Source organism: Streptomyces sp. NPDC058000 (genome assembly GCF_042886435.1).
Classification (GTDB): Bacteria; Actinomycetota; Actinomycetes; order Streptomycetales; family Streptomycetaceae; genus Streptomyces.
The window spans coordinates 102,324-116,141 of record NZ_JBHVQS010000019.1 but is presented as its reverse complement, the minus strand read 5'-3'; the positions used below and the strand labels follow the sequence as shown (position 1 = coordinate 116,141).

Annotated in this window: 13 protein-coding genes and 1 pseudogene; 8 read left to right on the top strand and 6 right to left on the bottom strand. The window is 73.0% G+C overall.

The annotated features are described in order from the left end of the window. Nucleotides 1–102: 102 nt before the first annotated feature. The 3 genes from ACFVT2_RS20370 (at nt 103) to ACFVT2_RS20360 (ending at nt 3,506) form a co-directional block, all read left to right on the top strand. The gene (locus ACFVT2_RS20370; protein WP_390019687.1) at nt 103–1,569 is read left to right on the top strand and encodes an amidase; all 1,467 of its coding nucleotides are present in this window, start codon (nt 103–105) and stop codon (nt 1,567–1,569) included. A 146-nt stretch (nt 1,570–1,715) separates the two neighbouring features. Next, nucleotides 1,716–2,819, top strand: coding sequence for a M24 family metallopeptidase (locus ACFVT2_RS20365; protein WP_390019685.1), 1,104 nt, complete (start codon nt 1,716–1,718; stop codon nt 2,817–2,819). A 414-nt stretch (nt 2,820–3,233) separates the two neighbouring features. Continuing rightward, the gene (locus ACFVT2_RS20360) at nt 3,234–3,506 is read left to right on the top strand and encodes a hypothetical protein (RefSeq protein ID WP_390019625.1); all 273 of its coding nucleotides are present in this window, start codon (nt 3,234–3,236) and stop codon (nt 3,504–3,506) included. A 282-nt stretch (nt 3,507–3,788) separates the two neighbouring features. Here the strand turns inward: ACFVT2_RS20360 and ACFVT2_RS20355 are convergent, their stop codons facing one another. Together ACFVT2_RS20355 and ACFVT2_RS20350 are read right to left on the bottom strand one after the other, a co-directional pair. Then, complete coding sequence (locus ACFVT2_RS20355; RefSeq protein WP_390019624.1) at nt 3,789–4,802, bottom strand: zinc-binding dehydrogenase; 1,014 nt, start codon at nt 4,800–4,802, stop codon at nt 3,789–3,791. A gap of 127 nt (nt 4,803–4,929) precedes the next feature. Then, a pseudogene (locus ACFVT2_RS20350) lies at nt 4,930–5,103 on the bottom strand (FAD-dependent oxidoreductase); the annotation flags it as partial. A gap of 300 nt (nt 5,104–5,403) precedes the next feature. On the opposite strand from ACFVT2_RS20350, the gene ACFVT2_RS20345 reads away from it, so the two are divergent. Continuing rightward, on the top strand, nt 5,404–6,087 hold the full coding sequence (locus ACFVT2_RS20345) for a pentapeptide repeat-containing protein (protein WP_390019622.1): 684 nt from the start codon (nt 5,404–5,406) through the stop codon (nt 6,085–6,087). A gap of 22 nt (nt 6,088–6,109) precedes the next feature. On the opposite strand, the gene ACFVT2_RS20340 is transcribed toward ACFVT2_RS20345, so the two are convergent. Then, nucleotides 6,110–6,607, bottom strand: a complete 498-nt coding sequence (locus ACFVT2_RS20340) for a hypothetical protein (RefSeq protein WP_390019621.1) — start codon at nt 6,605–6,607, stop codon at nt 6,110–6,112. 141 nt (nt 6,608–6,748) lie between these two features. Here ACFVT2_RS20340 and ACFVT2_RS20335 point away from each other — a divergent pair, with 141 nt between their 5' ends. After that, nucleotides 6,749–8,059 carry an SGNH/GDSL hydrolase family protein gene (locus ACFVT2_RS20335; protein WP_390019619.1) on the top strand — a complete coding sequence of 437 codons (1,311 nt, stop codon included), beginning with the start codon at nt 6,749–6,751 and terminating at the stop codon, nt 8,057–8,059. Nucleotides 8,060–8,220: 161 nt separating this feature from the next. Here ACFVT2_RS20335 and map read toward each other — a convergent pair whose 3' ends face one another. Then, entirely contained in the window at nt 8,221–8,988 is a 768-nt protein-coding gene (gene map / locus ACFVT2_RS20330) for a type I methionyl aminopeptidase (protein ID WP_390019617.1), read from the bottom strand. Between the two features lie 153 nt (nt 8,989–9,141). Between map and ACFVT2_RS20325 the strand changes: the two genes are divergently transcribed. Further along, nucleotides 9,142–9,429 (top strand): helix-turn-helix domain-containing protein, encoded by a 288-nt coding sequence (locus ACFVT2_RS20325; protein WP_390019614.1) that lies wholly within the window; start codon nt 9,142–9,144, stop codon nt 9,427–9,429. Between the two features lie 83 nt (nt 9,430–9,512). On the opposite strand, the gene ACFVT2_RS20320 is transcribed toward ACFVT2_RS20325, so the two are convergent. After that, nucleotides 9,513–10,088: a TerD family protein gene (locus tag ACFVT2_RS20320; protein ID WP_390019612.1), complete on the bottom strand. Its 576-nt coding sequence runs from the start codon at nt 10,086–10,088 to the stop codon at nt 9,513–9,515. A gap of 271 nt (nt 10,089–10,359) precedes the next feature. Here ACFVT2_RS20320 and arfB point away from each other — a divergent pair, with 271 nt between their 5' ends. After that, on the top strand, nt 10,360–10,788 hold the full coding sequence (gene arfB, locus ACFVT2_RS20315; protein ID WP_390019611.1) for an alternative ribosome rescue aminoacyl-tRNA hydrolase ArfB: 429 nt from the start codon (nt 10,360–10,362) through the stop codon (nt 10,786–10,788). A gap of 160 nt (nt 10,789–10,948) precedes the next feature. Here arfB and ACFVT2_RS20310 read toward each other — a convergent pair whose 3' ends face one another. Continuing rightward, nucleotides 10,949–11,563, bottom strand: a complete 615-nt coding sequence (locus ACFVT2_RS20310; RefSeq protein WP_390019608.1) for a flavin reductase family protein — start codon at nt 11,561–11,563, stop codon at nt 10,949–10,951. 375 nt (nt 11,564–11,938) lie between these two features. Between ACFVT2_RS20310 and cdgB the strand changes: the two genes are divergently transcribed. Then, the gene (gene cdgB, locus ACFVT2_RS20305; RefSeq protein ID WP_390019606.1) at nt 11,939–13,630 is read left to right on the top strand and encodes a diguanylate cyclase CdgB; all 1,692 of its coding nucleotides are present in this window, start codon (nt 11,939–11,941) and stop codon (nt 13,628–13,630) included. Nucleotides 13,631–13,818 lie beyond the last annotated feature (188 nt).

The following is a 13,818-nucleotide window of genomic DNA, read 5'->3' as shown; positions in this document are numbered from 1 at the left end:
GGCGGAGCGATCGACGTGATCGACGTGATCGACGTGATCGACGTGATCGGGGCGACCAGGGCGATCGGGGCGATCGGGATGGTCGGGATGAAGGGAGGGTCGATGGGGGCCGGTGAAGTGTGGGCGTTGGGGGCGTCGGAGTTGGCGGGGCTGGTGGCGTCCGGTGAGGTGTCGGCGGTGGAGGTCGTGGCGGCGCAGCTGGAGCGGATCGCCGTGGTGAACCCGCAGGTGAACGCGGTCACCAGGCTGCTGGAGGACAGCGCTCGGCGGGCCGCGCGGGAGGTCGATCGGCGTCGGGCCGCCGGTGAGCCGCTGGGCCCGTTGGCCGGGGTGCCGTTCACGGTGAAGGAGAACATCCACGTCGCCGGATCGGCGACCACGCACGGTGTGCCGTACTTCCGCGACTGGGTGGCGGAGTCGGACGCGCCCCCGGTGCGGCGGCTGCGGGCGGCCGGGGCGATCCCGATCGGCCGCACCAACATGCCGGACCTGGCGATCGCCGGGGTGCACACGGTCAGCCAGCTGTTCGGGGACACCGTCAACCCGTGGGACCCGCGGCGTACTCCCGGGGGCACCAGCGGCGGTGACGCGGTCGCGGTGGCGACCGGCATGGCTCCGCTGGGCCTGGGCAACGACTCCGGCGGGTCGGTGCGCATTCCGGCGACCTTCAACGGCGTCGCGGCGCTGAAGCCGAGCTACGGACGGTTCCCGGCCGACCACCGGATGAGCGACCAGGACCCGGTCCTCGGGCACCAACTCTTCCCCGTGGACGGACCGTTGGCCCGTAGGGTGGCGGACCTGCGCGTGGCCTACGAGGTGCTGGCGGGGGCCGACCCGCAGGACCCGCGGGCGGTGCCGGTGCCGTTGTACGGGCCGCGGCCGGACACGCCGGTGCGGGTCGGCGTGGTGACCGACCCCGGCGGCCGGGGCGACGTCCACCCGCACGTGCGCGCGGCGATCGAGGCGGCGGCCGCCGCGCTTCAGGACGCCGGACACCCCGTCGAGGAGGTGGAGGTGCCGCGGCTCCAGGACGCCCTGGACGGCTACGGCGCGCTCCTACGGACCGAGTTCTCCCTGGCCTGGCCCATGCTCAGGCGGCTGCTCACCGACGACAGCGCCCGCCACATCGAGTTCGACACGCAACGCCACCCGGCCGTCGGCCTGGAGGGGTACGTGCGGCAGGCCGGTGTACGGCTCGGCGTTCAGCGGGCGTGGGCCGGCCTCTTCGAGCGCTGTCCGCTGTTGCTCGGGCCGGTGTCCACGCAGCCGGCGCCGGAGCCCGTGGTTCCGAGGACCGTGGAGGAGCACGACGCGATGATGGCGCCGATGCGGCTGCTGACCGCGTCGACCTATGTGGGCGTGCCGGCCGTGGCAGTGCCCACCGGGGTCGCGGCCGGGCTGCCGCAGGGCGTTCAGGTCATGGCGGGGATGTACCGCGAGGACCTGTGTCTGGACGCGGCGCAGCGTATCGAGGAGCGGTTGGGGGTGCTCGCCCCGATCGCTCCGGTTGATCTGGTTGATCTGGTTGATCTGGTTGGTCTGGCGGATTCGGCTGATCCGGTTTCTTAGGTGGTTTCCGGCCGCTTCGGGTGCTTCGGGTGCTTCGGGTGCCTAGGGTCGATCGGCCGGCTCGGGCCGCGTACGGGCTTGTGGGGGGCGGGTTTTGGCGGGTGGGTGAGGGTGCGGCGGCGTACATTCGCGACATGGTGACTTCGATGACGCGGGACGAGTACGAGCGGCGGATGACGCGGGCCGGGCGGGCCGCCGCGGACGCCGGGCTGGCCGGACTGATCGTCACGCCGGGGCCGGATCTGGTGTGGCTGTGCGGGTACCGGCCGACGGCCGTCACCGAGCGGCTGACGGCGCTGGTGATCGAGCCGGGGCGGGCGGCGCGGCTGCTGGTGCCCGTACTGGAGCGGCCGGACGCGGAGCGCGCCGCGGGGGCCGGGGCGCTGGAGGTGGTGGGGTGGTCCGACGGGTCGGATCCCTACGCCGAGCTGGGCAAGTGGCTGGCGCCGCAGCGGCGTTACGGGGTGTCGGACGGGATGTGGGCGCTGCATCTGCTCGGGTTGCAGCGGTCGGTCCCGGGGGGTGGCTACGCGGCGCTGACCGAGGCGCTGCCGATGCTGCGGGCCGTCAAGGACGCCTACGAGGTGGAGCGGTTGACGGCGGCGGGTGCGGCGGCGGACGCGACGTACCAGGACATCCTGGGGGCGCGGTTCGCCGGGCGGCGGGAGTGCGACGTCGCGGCGGATCTGGCGCGGCTGCTGACCGAGCACGGGCACAGCCAGGTGGACTTCACGGTCGTCGGGTCCGGTCCCAACGGGGCCAATCCGCACCATGAGGCGGGGGAGCGGGTCATCCAGGACGGCGACATGGTCGTGCTCGACTTCGGCGGCCTGAAGGACGGGTACGGCTCGGACACCACGCGGACCGTGCACGTCGGGGAGCCGGGTGCCGAGGAGCGGACGGTGCACGAGATCGTGCGGGAGGCCCAGCAGGCGGCGTTCGAGGCGGTGCGGCCCGGCGTCGCGTGCCAGGAGATCGACCGGGTGGCCCGGCGGGTGATCAAGGCGGCGGGCTACGGCGAGTACTTCATCCACCGGACCGGACACGGCATCGGGGTCACCACGCACGAACCGCCGTACATGGTGGAGGGCGAGCATCTGCCGCTGGTGCCGGGGATGTGCTTCTCGATCGAGCCGGGGATCTATCTGCCGGGGCGGTTCGGGGTGCGGATCGAGGACATCGTGGTCTGTACGGAGTCCGGTGGGCGGCGGTTGAACGTGACGGGGCGGGAGTTGGCGGTGGTGGGGTAGGTGCGGGTGCGGGTGCGGGTGCGGGTGCGGGTGCGGGGACGGGGACGGGGACGGGCGCGGGGTGGCGAACGGCCGGGGTGAGGGTGACTTTGGTCCCGGGTGGGGCTGGTCTTTGGGCAGGGGAGGGGCTGGTCTTTGGGCAGGGGTGGGACGGTGCGGGGCTCCTTCTTTTTGCGGGGGTGATCCTGGTCGTTGGGCTGAGGCGGGCGGGGGCCCTGGTCCGTAGCGTTGGGGGCGTCGGGCCGGACGGTCGCCGTTGACGGCACCGGCCACTACGGACAGGACGGCAGTGAAGGAGTGAGCAGGATGCCGATGCCGCGCGGGACCACGCAGAGCGTTGAGGGTTCGATGGCCGTCGGCTCGGCTCCTGGTGGGGGGAGCGTCCGTGGCTCGGTCGCCGCTCGGCTCAGGGGTGTGGCGACTGCGGCCGCGCGGAGCGGGGTGCTGAGCTCGCTCGCCGTGAGCGCCGCCGCCGTACTGGGCGCGGTGGCCATTGCCCTCGCGGGCGGGGTGCCCGCGCATGCGGAGGGGCGGGTGACGAGGGTGGCGGGCGCCGGGGGCGACGGCGTGGCGGCGAGCCGGGCGAAGGACGCCGACCCGCTGGTCGTCGTCGGCGGGGCGGGGGCCTCGGTGGCGCTGGTGGGCGGGGCGTTGCTGTCCGGGCGGGGGCGGAAGGGGCGGGGGTGACCCCTGGGGTGGACGGGGTGAGCCGTCGCCCCGGAAGGCCGGGCCGGCGCGGCCGGGAGGCGCCGTGCCGGGCGCCGCGGACCCGGCCGTGAACCACCAGGCCGGCCCTAGGGCCGGTCGTCAAATTCCCGTCTGCCTCGCGACGCCTGGCACGCCCTCTCGCCGCACCGGGCGAAAGCCCAAGTACGTCCAGTACAAGGACTTCCGCCCGGCACGCCGAGAGCACGCACCAGACGCCGCGGTGCCGCCCTTCGGGCGACGACGGGAATGTGACGACCGGCCCTACGGCACCAGGACGACCTTGCCCATCGTGCCGCGGGATTCCAGGGCGCGGTGGGCGGTCGCGGCCTCGGAGAGGGGGAAGCGCTGGACGGTGGGGACGAGGCGGCCGGCGGCGGCTTCGGTGAGGGCGGCGATCTCCAGGGTGCGGAGCGGGTTGATGCCGCCGACCCGGGCCAACATCGGAGGGCCGAGGACGGATTCCGAGGTGATGCCGCGCTCCGCGAGTTCGGCGTCCGTGAACTCCAGCGGGCCGCCGGTGAGCGGGCCGCCGGAGGACCAGCCGAAGACCAGGTGGCGGCCGCCGTGGGCGAGGAGGTCCACGGCCGCACGGCCCGCGGCGCCGCCGACCGAGTCGAAGACGAGGGTTGCCCCGGAGGCGCCGCGCTCGTCGAGGAAACTGCGGGCGAGGACCGGCCAGTTGGCGTCGGTGTAGTCGAGGGCGAGGTCGGCACCCAGCTCGCGGACGTGGGCCGCCTTGCGCGGGCCGCCGGCCAGACCGATGACCGTGGCGCCGGTGTTCCGGGCGTACTGGACGAGCAGTGAGCCGATGCCGCCGGCGGCCGCCGGGACGATCGCGATGTCGTCGGCGGTGAGGGCGGCGAAGAGCAGGATGCCCATGGTGGTGCGGCCGGTGCCGATCATGGCGACGGCCTGGGCCGGGTCCAGGCCGTCGGGGAGGGCGTGCAGTCGGTCGGTGGCGGTGACGGCCAGTTCGGCGTAGCCGCCCGGGACCATGCCGAGGTGGGCGACGACGGGTCGGCCGAGCCAACTGGGGTCGGTGCCCGGGCCGATGGCGTCCACGGTGCCGGCGACCTCGCGGCCCGGCACGGTCGGCAGGTCGGGCAGCGGTACGGGGCCGCCCTCCTGGCCCGCGCGGAGGGCGGTGTCCAGGAGGTGGACGCCCGCCGCGGCCACGGCGATACGGACCTCGCACGGCCCCGGTGCGGGGTCGTCGACCGTCTCGTAGGCGAGGTTTTCCGCGGGACCGAAGGTGTGCAGCCGTATTGCGCGCATGGCGGAGTGGTCTCCTCTGGGGAGGGTGGGCAGGGGCCCCGGTGGCGGGCGACCGCCCCTGCCGGTGGGGATGGTCAACTGCCGCCACTCTGGTACCTCAAGTCGAGTTGAGGTCAAGAATTCACTGGAGGGCGCAGGGGCCGTCGTTGGTGCGGTAGGGGCCGTCGGCGGTGCGGGCGCGGCCGCCGAGCGTGCGGTGGGCCTCGTGGAGGGTGACGGTGGCGCCGGCCTCGGCGGCGGAGATGGCCGCGGTGAGGCCGGCGAAACCGCCTCCGATGACGGTGAGCGGGCGGCTGGTCATGGCGGCTCCTTCGGTCGCGGATGGTGCGTCGGTGGTGGCGCCCGCGGGGTCGGTGGGGTCGGCGGTGTCGGTGGGGTCGGTGGGGTCGGCGGGCGTTCACCGAGGGGACGGGCGAGGGTGCCGGAGATGTGACATGCCAGCGCGAGAACGAGGGTTTTCGCAGGTCAGCGGGGATTGTCAGTGGCGTGGTTCAGCATGGGGGTGTGGGCGTGGAGCGGTCCGCCGGGTGCGGGGGCCGAGCCGGTCCGCGGCAGGACAAGGGACCGGGCCCGGGCCCGGACGGACGGAGGCGGTGAGCGCATGGGCGGTGAGCGCATGGCAGGGCGCGGCAAGGACACGGTGCGGGCGGTGCGGCGCCCGGAGGTGCGACTGCCGGAGCTTCAGGCGTACGACGGCCGGGAGCTGGAGCCCGAAGGGGATTACGACGGGCTGGAGTTCACCGAGGTGGACTGCGCGGGGCAGTCGGCGCGGGGCGCCCGGTTCATGGACTGTGCGCTGCGCCGGTGCGCGCTGGACGAGACGGTGCTGAGCCGGGCGCGCATCATCGACAGCGTGTTGAGCGGGGCGCGCGGGGTGGGTACGGATCTGTCGCAGGCGTCGTTGCGCGATGTGGAGGTGGTGGATGGCCGGCTCGGCGGGGTCCAGCTCCACGGAGCGGTGCTGGAGCGGGTGGTGGTGCGCGGCGGAAAGATCGACTTCGCCAATCTGCGCCGGGCCAAGCTGCGGGACGTCGCCTTCGAGGGGTGCGTGCTGGTCGAGGCGGACTTCGGGGGTGCGGAGCTGGAGCGGGTGTCGTTCGACGACTGCACCCTGGCGCGGGTGGACTTCTCCGCGGTACGGATGAAGGACGTCGATCTGCGCGGTGCGGCCGGGCTGGACATCGCGCGGGGCATCGACTGCCTGGGCGGTGCGGTGATCAGCACGGCCCAACTGATGGATCTGGCACCGGCGTTCGCGGCCCAGGTGGGCGTGCGGGTGGAGTGAGGCAGGAGAGGGCGGGAATGGTTCAGACGCGGGGGAAGCGGGCCTGGAGTGCCCAGACGGCGGGGTTGTCGGCGAGGCCGTCGTGCATATCGGCGAGGTCGGCGATCAGGTCGTGCAGGAAGTCGCGGGCCTCGCGGCGCAGCGCGGCGTGGTTGAAGGTGAGGGGGGCTTCCTCGACCGGCATCCAGTCGGCGGCGACGTCGACCCAGCCGAAGCGCCGCTCGAAGAGCATCCGGTCGGTGGATTCGGTGAAGTCCAGCTCGGCGTGGACGGGGCGGGCGGAGCGGCTGCCCCGGGGGTCGGTGTCGAGTTGCTCGACGATGTCGCACAGCGCCCAGGCGAAGTCGAGCACCGGCACCCAGCCCCAGGCCGTGGACACCTCGCGGTCGGACTCGGTGTCCGCGAGGTAGACGTCGCCGCAGAAGAGGTCGTGGCGCAGGGTGTGCACGTCCGCGGTCCGGTAGTCGGTCTGCGGAGGGTCCGGGAAGCGACGGGAGAGGGAATAGCCGAGGTCGATCACCTCTTGATGGTGTCACGCGCGAAGTCAGACGGGCGCGGCGGAGGGTCCGGACGGTCGGGCCCGGGCGGCGGCCGGTGCACGGGAGTCACGCACAACGACAGACAGTCAGAGGGTGGGGTAATGATCGTGTCTGGTTCCTTGGTGAGACGTTCAGGGGTCGCGCTGGTGTCGGCGACCGTGCTGACGGCGCTGCCGGCCGTGCCGGTGCTGCCGGACGGCCCGGGCGCGCCGGCCGCGGCGTACGCGGTGGGTCGGGCGGGCGGCGCGGGGCACGCGGCGACCGTGCAGGGCCGGGGGCACTGGCGCGGTGGCTGGGCCGCCGCGCCGCAGCAGCCGACCGAGGTGTTCGGGAAGAACTGGTCCGTCAGCGGATTCGCGCGGCAGACCGTCCGACAGGTCGTCCGGGTCAGCACGGGCGGCTCACAGCTCCGGATCAAGCTGTCGAACCGCTACGGCACGGCGCCGCTGACGGTCACCGGGGCCACCGTCGCGCGGACCGACCGGGGCGCCGCGGTGCAGGCCGGTTCGGTGCGCCAACTGACCTTCGGGAAACGGAAGTCGGCGACCGTACCGGCCGGCGGTGAGCTGCTCAGCGACGGGGCGGGACTGACGGTGCGCGCCCTGGAGTCGGTCACCGTGACGCTGTATTTCGACGCGCCGACAGGCCAGACCACCTTCCACGCGAAGTCCACCGCCACCAGCTATCGCGCGGCCGGTGATCACCGGGCCGATGCCGGGGCGGCGGCGTTCGCCGAGACCACGCGGTCCTGGTACTACCTCTCGGGCGTCGAGGTGGCCGGCGGCGCGGCCGCCCGACGGGACGGCATCGTCACCTTCGGGGACTCCATAACCGACGGGTACGGCTCCACGATCGACGCCGACCACCGCTACCCGGACGCCCTGGCCGAGCGGTTCGCCGCCGCGGGGCGGCCACGCAGCATCCTCAACGAAGGCATCAGCGGCAACCAACTGACCAACAGCACCGCCGACTTCGGGGAGAAGGCGGTGGTGCGCTTCCCGAAGGACGCGCTGAACGAGCCGAACGTGCGCACCGTGATCCTGCTGGAGGGCATCAACGACATCGGAATGAGCGTGCCGACCGGCGGGTCGAACAAGCCGACCCCCGACGTGTCGATCCGCCAACTCATATCCGCTCAACGGGAGTTGATCCGTCAGGCACACCACAAGGGCGTCAAGGTGATCGGGGCGACGCTGACGCCGTTCAAGGGGGCGGGGTACTACACCGAGCGCGGTGAGACCAAGCGGGTGGCGCTCAACCGCTGGATACGGACCTCCGGCGAGTTCGACGGGGTGGTCGACCTGGACCGGGTGCTGTCCGACCCCGCCGACCGGGGGCGACTGGCTGCCGCGTACGACGGCGGGGACCATCTGCACCCGAACGACGCCGGCTACCGCGAGATGGCCGAGGCGATCGACCTCGACGCGATCTGAGACGGCGGCGCGATCTGAGACGGCGGCGCGGGCCGCGCCGAGCGTCGTTGCCCGCGCCGTGCCGAGCGCCGCGCCCGCCGTGCCCCATGCCCCGCTCTGCACGTACGGCTCCGCGCGTCCCGGCCTGCCCCGGCCTGCCCCGCCCTGTCCGCCTCATGACCTCACGGCAGGGTGAGGACGCGCGGTCCCTCGTCCGTCACCGCGACGGTGTGCTCGAAGTGGGCCGCGCGGCTGCCGTCGGCGGTGCGCAGCGTCCAGCCGTCGGGATCGGTCACGTAGTGGTGGCTGCCGCCGGCCAGGAACATCGGCTCGATGGCGATGGCCAGACCGTGCCGGAGCACGAAACCGCGGCCTGGCCGGCCGTCGTTGGGGACCCCCGGGTCCTCGTGCATCGCCCGGCCGATGCCGTGGCCGCCGAAGTCCTGGGGGATGCCGTAGCCGGCCGCGCGGCCGACGCTGCCGATGGCGTGCGAGACGTCGCCGATCCGGGCGCCGACCACGGCGGCCGCGATGCCCGCCTCCAGGGCCCGCTGGGTGGTCTCCATCAGCCGGCGGTCCTCGGGGCGTGCCGTGCCGACGGTGAAGCTGGTGGCCGCGTCACCGGCCCAGCCGTCGACGACCGCGCCGCAGTCGATGCTGACCAGGTCGCCGTCGCGCAGCCGGTAGCCGTCCGGGATGCCGTGCACGATCGCGTCGTTGACGGACACGCAGAGCACCGCGGGGAAGGGGGTGGGGGCGAAGGACGGGCGATAGCCGAGGAACGGTGAGGTGGCGCCGGCCTCGCGCAGCACCGTGCGGGCCACCTCGTCCAGGTCGGTCAGGCGCACCCCGGGGGCGGCCGCGGCGCGGGCCGCGGCCAGTGCGTCCGCGACGACCCGGCCGGCCACCCGCATCGCGTCCAGCGACGCGTCGGTCTTGATCTCCACCATCGGTATGCCTCCCCAATCCGCCGCCCGGCGCGTTGTGGTGTGCGGTGCGCGAGCGGTGCGGTGTTTCGTCACCGGCGCCGGAACGCGGCGTTCCGTCGAGCCGGGCCGGTATTTGTATACCGGTATTTGTTTACCGGTATTAGTATCACGGGCATGGTGCGGACTCCACTGACCCCTTGGGAACGCGAACGCGGCGAGCGGCTGGGCGCGCTGCTGCGTGTGGCGCGCGGCGAGCGGAGCATGGTCGAGGTCGCCGCGGCGGCCGGACTGTCCGCGGAGACGCTGCGGAAGATCGAGACCGGCCGGGCGCCGACCCCGGCGTTCTTCACGGTCGCCGCGCTCGCCGGGACGCTCGGACTCTCGCTGGACGAGGTGGCCTCGCTGGCCGCGCCGCCGGCGGCGGAGCCCGGGGCCGCCGCACGCGGCAGTGCGGCGGCGTAGCGCAAAGGCCGAGGGCCGGCCCCCTCTCGGGAGCCGGCCCTCGCTGCCGGGTGCGTCCGGCGGTGCCTCGTCGGTGTCGTGGCTCAGACGTTGACGCCGAAGTCCTGGGCGATACCGCGCAGGCCGGACGCGTAACCCTGGCCCACCGCGCGGAACTTCCACTCCGCGCCGTTGCGGTACAGCTCGCCGAAGACCATGGCGGTCTCGGTGGCGGCGTCCTCGCTCAGGTCGTAGCGCGCGATCTCGGCGCCGCCGGCCTGGTTGACGATGCGGATGAAGGCGTTCCGCACCTGGCCGAAGTTCTGGCTGCGGTTCTCGGCGTCGTAGATCGAGACCGGGAAGACGATCTTGTCGATGTCGGCCGGCAGCGCGGCGAGGTTGACGTTGATCGACTCGTCGTCGCCCTCGCCCTGACCGGTGGTGTTGTCACCGGTGTGGACGATGGACTGGTCCGGCGTCGCCTTGTTGTTGAAGAAGATGAAGTGCTGGTCGGAGTAGACCTTGCCGGTCGGGTTGACCGCGATGGCGCTGGCGTCGAGGTCGAAGTCCGTACCCGTGGTCGTGCGGACGTCCCAGCCGAGGCCGACCGTGACGGCGGCCAGACCCGGTGCCTCCTTGGTGAGCGAGACGTTGCCGCCCTTGGACAGGCTTACAGCCATGGGAAGTCCCTTTCCTCGTGGAGTCACGTCGACCTGAGGTCGGTGATGCCACTGATACGAGTGGTGTCGGTGATACCGCGGCGGACCTGCCCGGGAGCGGAGCCGCCGTCACCCACCTCAACGCGGCGGGGCGGCCAGGTGGTTCCAGCCCTCTTTACTTTCTTTGCCCGATCCTGTTGCCCGGTCCGGGCCGCGCTCCTGAAGGCGGCGGGCCGCTCCGGCCGGGAAAACCGAGGTGACGGGCGGCCGTGGGAGCGGGATCATGGGGGGCATGTCCGGGCCCCATGTCATCCGAGGTTCGGTCGCCCTCCCGGAGGCCGAGCTGGTCTGGCGGTTCTCGCGCTCCTCCGGTCCGGGCGGCCAGCACGTCAACACCAGCGACAGTCAGGTCGAGTTGCGCTTCGACCTGGCGCGAACGAAGGCGCTGCCCCCGGTGTGGCAGGAGCGGGCGCTGGAGCGGCTGGCGGACCGGCTGGTCGACGGCGTGCTGACCGTACGGGCCTCCGACCACCGCTCCCAGTGGCGCAACCGCGAGACCGCGGCCGTCCGGCTCGCCGCGCTGCTCGCCGAGGCCACCGCACCGCCGCCCAAGCCGCGCAAGAAGTCACGGATCCCGCGCGGCATCAACGAGCGGCGACTGCGCGAGAAGAAGCAGCGCGGCGACACCAAGCGCGGCCGCTCCGGCCGCGATTGGGGCTGAGGGTCACTCCCGCCCCGGGCCGTGCCCGCGTCCTGCCCCACCTCGGGCCGTGCCCGCGTCCTGCCCTGCCCTGGGCCATGCCCACGTCCGGTCCCGCCCCGGGGTCCCGCCATGGGCCGTGTCCGCGCCCGGCGCTGTCCCGGGCCGTGCCCGCCCCCGCTCACCCCAGCTGTCGGTACTTCCCCCGGAAGTACGTCAGCGGCCCGTCGTCCTTGGCCGACGCGGTCGCGGCCAGGACGCGGCCGATGACGAGGGTGTGATCCCCGGCCACCACCCGCTGCTCGGTCCGGCATTCCAGCGTCGCCAGCGCGCCCCCGATGAGCGGCGCGCCGGATGCTTCGCCCCGTACGGAGGGGATGTCCTGGAAGAGCAGTCGGTCGCTGATCCGGCCCTTCATGGCGAATCGTGCCGCTACGTGCCGCTGGTGGCCCGACAGCACCGAAACCGCCCACAACGGTTGCTGCGCCAACAGGTCGTCCATCCGTGAGTCGTTGCGAACGCTCACCATTACCAACGGTGGGTCGAGGGACACGGAGAGGAATGCCGTGGCGGTCATGCCGGCGTCCTCGCCGCGCGGCCCGGCGTCCGGATCGTGGGCGGTGATCAGCACCACGCCGGCGGCGAGGCGGGACAGGGCGGCGCGGAACTCGTCGTCACTCACCCCCACAGCATGCGCGATCGGCCCGTCGCCCGGCGCGGAGGCGAGGGCGACGGTGGGTGCGGCGGTGGCGGTGGAGCCGGTGGCCGAGGTGGCGGCAGGAGTCTTCGTGAACACGCCATGAACGCTAACGTCGTCCGCTGCCCGTGCGCATCGGGCCCTGGAACCAGCTGCGTCCTGGGCGTACTAGGTCCCGCGGCGGAGGCGAACGGCCGACGAGGGGCGCGGCAATGGTCCGGACCTGGCTTCGAAGATGGCTGGAATTTGCGTTCAGGAAGTTTTCAGGGAGTGTCCGGGCGGCGTTCGCGCGCGCGGATGAGTCCCTGGTCGGCGATCCGTAACGGCCCGTCACTGATTGTGACTTGAGTCACATGGGCCGCTAATTGTTGACCCTGTGTACCGGGTGAACAGCTCACTGTGATTCAGTGAGCGTGGAATCGGACGACGAAGAAATCGGTGGAGTTGCTGTCGAGGTCTCAGGGAGAGCGAGCGATGGAGACCGAGTCGGAGCCCTATGTCCGTCTTGCGACCCTGCGGCAGCTGCACCAAGTGGTCGCCGAACTGAACACCGCACGCAGCCTTGCGGACACCTTGCAGTCCGTCGCCGACGGGGCGATCGTCGGGCTCGGCTATGAGCTCGCCGCGGTCAACCTCGTACGGCCGGACGGCGATCTCGTGGTCGCCGCGGTGGCCGGCAGTGCGGGCGCGGAGGCGCTGATGGCCGGGCGGGTGGGCTCGCGCGCCTCGTGGGAGCGCCGGCTGTCCATGGGGGAGCGCTGGGGCGAGCTGTGCTTCATCCCGTACACCGAGGGCTGGGTGCTGGACGACGACGACGTGCCGCAGTGGCACACCGCCGGACCCGCGCCCCGCTTCCCCGACGAGTGGCACCCGATGGACCGCCTCTTCGCGCCCATGTACACCGCCGCCCACGGCAACGGTGAACTGCTCGGCGTGCTCTCCGTGGACCGGCCGCGCAACGGCCGGCGCCCCGGCCCCTGGGGCCAGGAGGCGCTCCAGATGTACGCCTTCCAGTCCGCCATCGCGATCAGCAACGCCCGGCTGCGGGCCAACATGCAGCGGGCGCTGGTCCGCCTGGAGCGCGAGCAGCAGGCGCTGCGGGCGAGCGAGGAGAGCTTCCGGCAGGCGTTCGAGTACGCGCCGAGCGGGATGGCCGTCGCCGAGATGGGCGGCGACCAGCACGGCCGGCTGCTGCGCACCAATGACGCGCTGTGCCGGCTGCTGGGCCGCCCGGCCTCCGGGATGCGGCGGCTGTCGTTCTCCGACATCTGCCACCCCGAGGACATCGGCACGCTGCTGCGCACCTCCGCCGAGGGTGGCCGGGCCGAACTCCGGCTGCAGCGCCGGGACGGCACCTACCTGTGGGTCTCGCTGCGCAACTCGGTGGTCGCCGACACCACCGACGGCCCCCGCTTCCTCCTCACCCACGTCGAGGACATCGAAGAGCGCAAGCGGCACGAGCTCCAGCTCGCGCACCGGGCCAGCCACGACTCGCTGACCGGCCTGCCCAACAGCTCCGAGCTGCGGGCCCGGCTCTCGGCCCGGCTGTGCTCCCGCCCGCCGAGCGCGCTCGCCGACGCCTACGCCTCCTCGGGCGCCGGGGCCGATCCGCGCGCCCCGCACGGCTTCGCGGGGGACGGGCCGGAGCCGTTCGACGGGCTCGACGGCTTCGAGGGGGAGAAGCCGCGGGCGGTGTCGTCCGGCGCCCCGCCCTTCGACCACCACGTCCACCTCTCGGCGCCCGCCGACGGGGTCGAGGACGACGGTGCGAAGGGGCTCGCGGTGCTCTTCTGCGACCTGGACGGCTTCAAGTCGATCAACGACCGCTTCGGGCACAACACCGGCGACGCGGTACTCATCGAGGTCGCCCGCCGGCTGACCAGCGGCGTCCGGGACGGCGACACCGTGGCCCGGCTCGGCGGCGACGAGTTCGTGGTGCTCGCCGACGGGCTCGGCACGGCCGACGCCCAGGACCTCGCGGTCCGGCTGCGGAACGCGATCATCCCGCCGATCCGGGTCGAGGGCCGGGCCGTCCGGGTCGGCGCCAGCTTCGGCATCGGCTGGGCGAGCTGCGGAATGACCGCCGAAGAGGTGCTGGAGTCGGCCGACCAGCGGATGTACATCGAGAAGCGACGGACGAAGAGCAACCGGCGGGCGGCCGGCTGAGCCGCCCCGAACGGTCGCGGCGCCGGAACCCGACCCGGTGCCGCGCATCTCACATTCGCGGTGTCCTGCCTGGGCACCGCCCGTTCACCGATCCGTAGTGATCTTGTGAACGTCGGAGACCGGCGTGGCCCGGTCCCGACGGGGTAGGCTGCGCCGATGCGGCGCGGCGGCGTCGGGTGGCCCGAAAA

What these genes read in the sequence shown, in the direction of transcription:
- ACFVT2_RS20370 (WP_390019687.1), top strand. Translation starts at nt 103, where the DNA reads ATGGGGGCCGGTGAAGTGTGGGCGTTGGGGGCGTCGGAGTTGGCGGGG.
- ACFVT2_RS20365 (WP_390019685.1), top strand. Translation starts at nt 1,716, where the DNA reads ATGACGCGGGACGAGTACGAGCGGCGGATGACGCGGGCCGGGCGGGCC.
- ACFVT2_RS20355 (WP_390019624.1), bottom strand. Translation starts at nt 4,802, where the DNA reads ATGCGCGCAATACGGCTGCACACCTTCGGTCCCGCGGAAAACCTCGCC.
- ACFVT2_RS20345 (WP_390019622.1), top strand. Translation starts at nt 5,404, where the DNA reads ATGGGCGGTGAGCGCATGGCAGGGCGCGGCAAGGACACGGTGCGGGCG.
- map (WP_390019617.1), bottom strand. Translation starts at nt 8,988, where the DNA reads ATGGTGGAGATCAAGACCGACGCGTCGCTGGACGCGATGCGGGTGGCC.
- ACFVT2_RS20325 (WP_390019614.1), top strand. Translation starts at nt 9,142, where the DNA reads ATGGTGCGGACTCCACTGACCCCTTGGGAACGCGAACGCGGCGAGCGG.
- ACFVT2_RS20320 (WP_390019612.1), bottom strand. Translation starts at nt 10,088, where the DNA reads ATGGCTGTAAGCCTGTCCAAGGGCGGCAACGTCTCGCTCACCAAGGAG.
- arfB (WP_390019611.1), top strand. Translation starts at nt 10,360, where the DNA reads ATGTCCGGGCCCCATGTCATCCGAGGTTCGGTCGCCCTCCCGGAGGCC.
- cdgB (WP_390019606.1), top strand. Translation starts at nt 11,939, where the DNA reads ATGGAGACCGAGTCGGAGCCCTATGTCCGTCTTGCGACCCTGCGGCAG.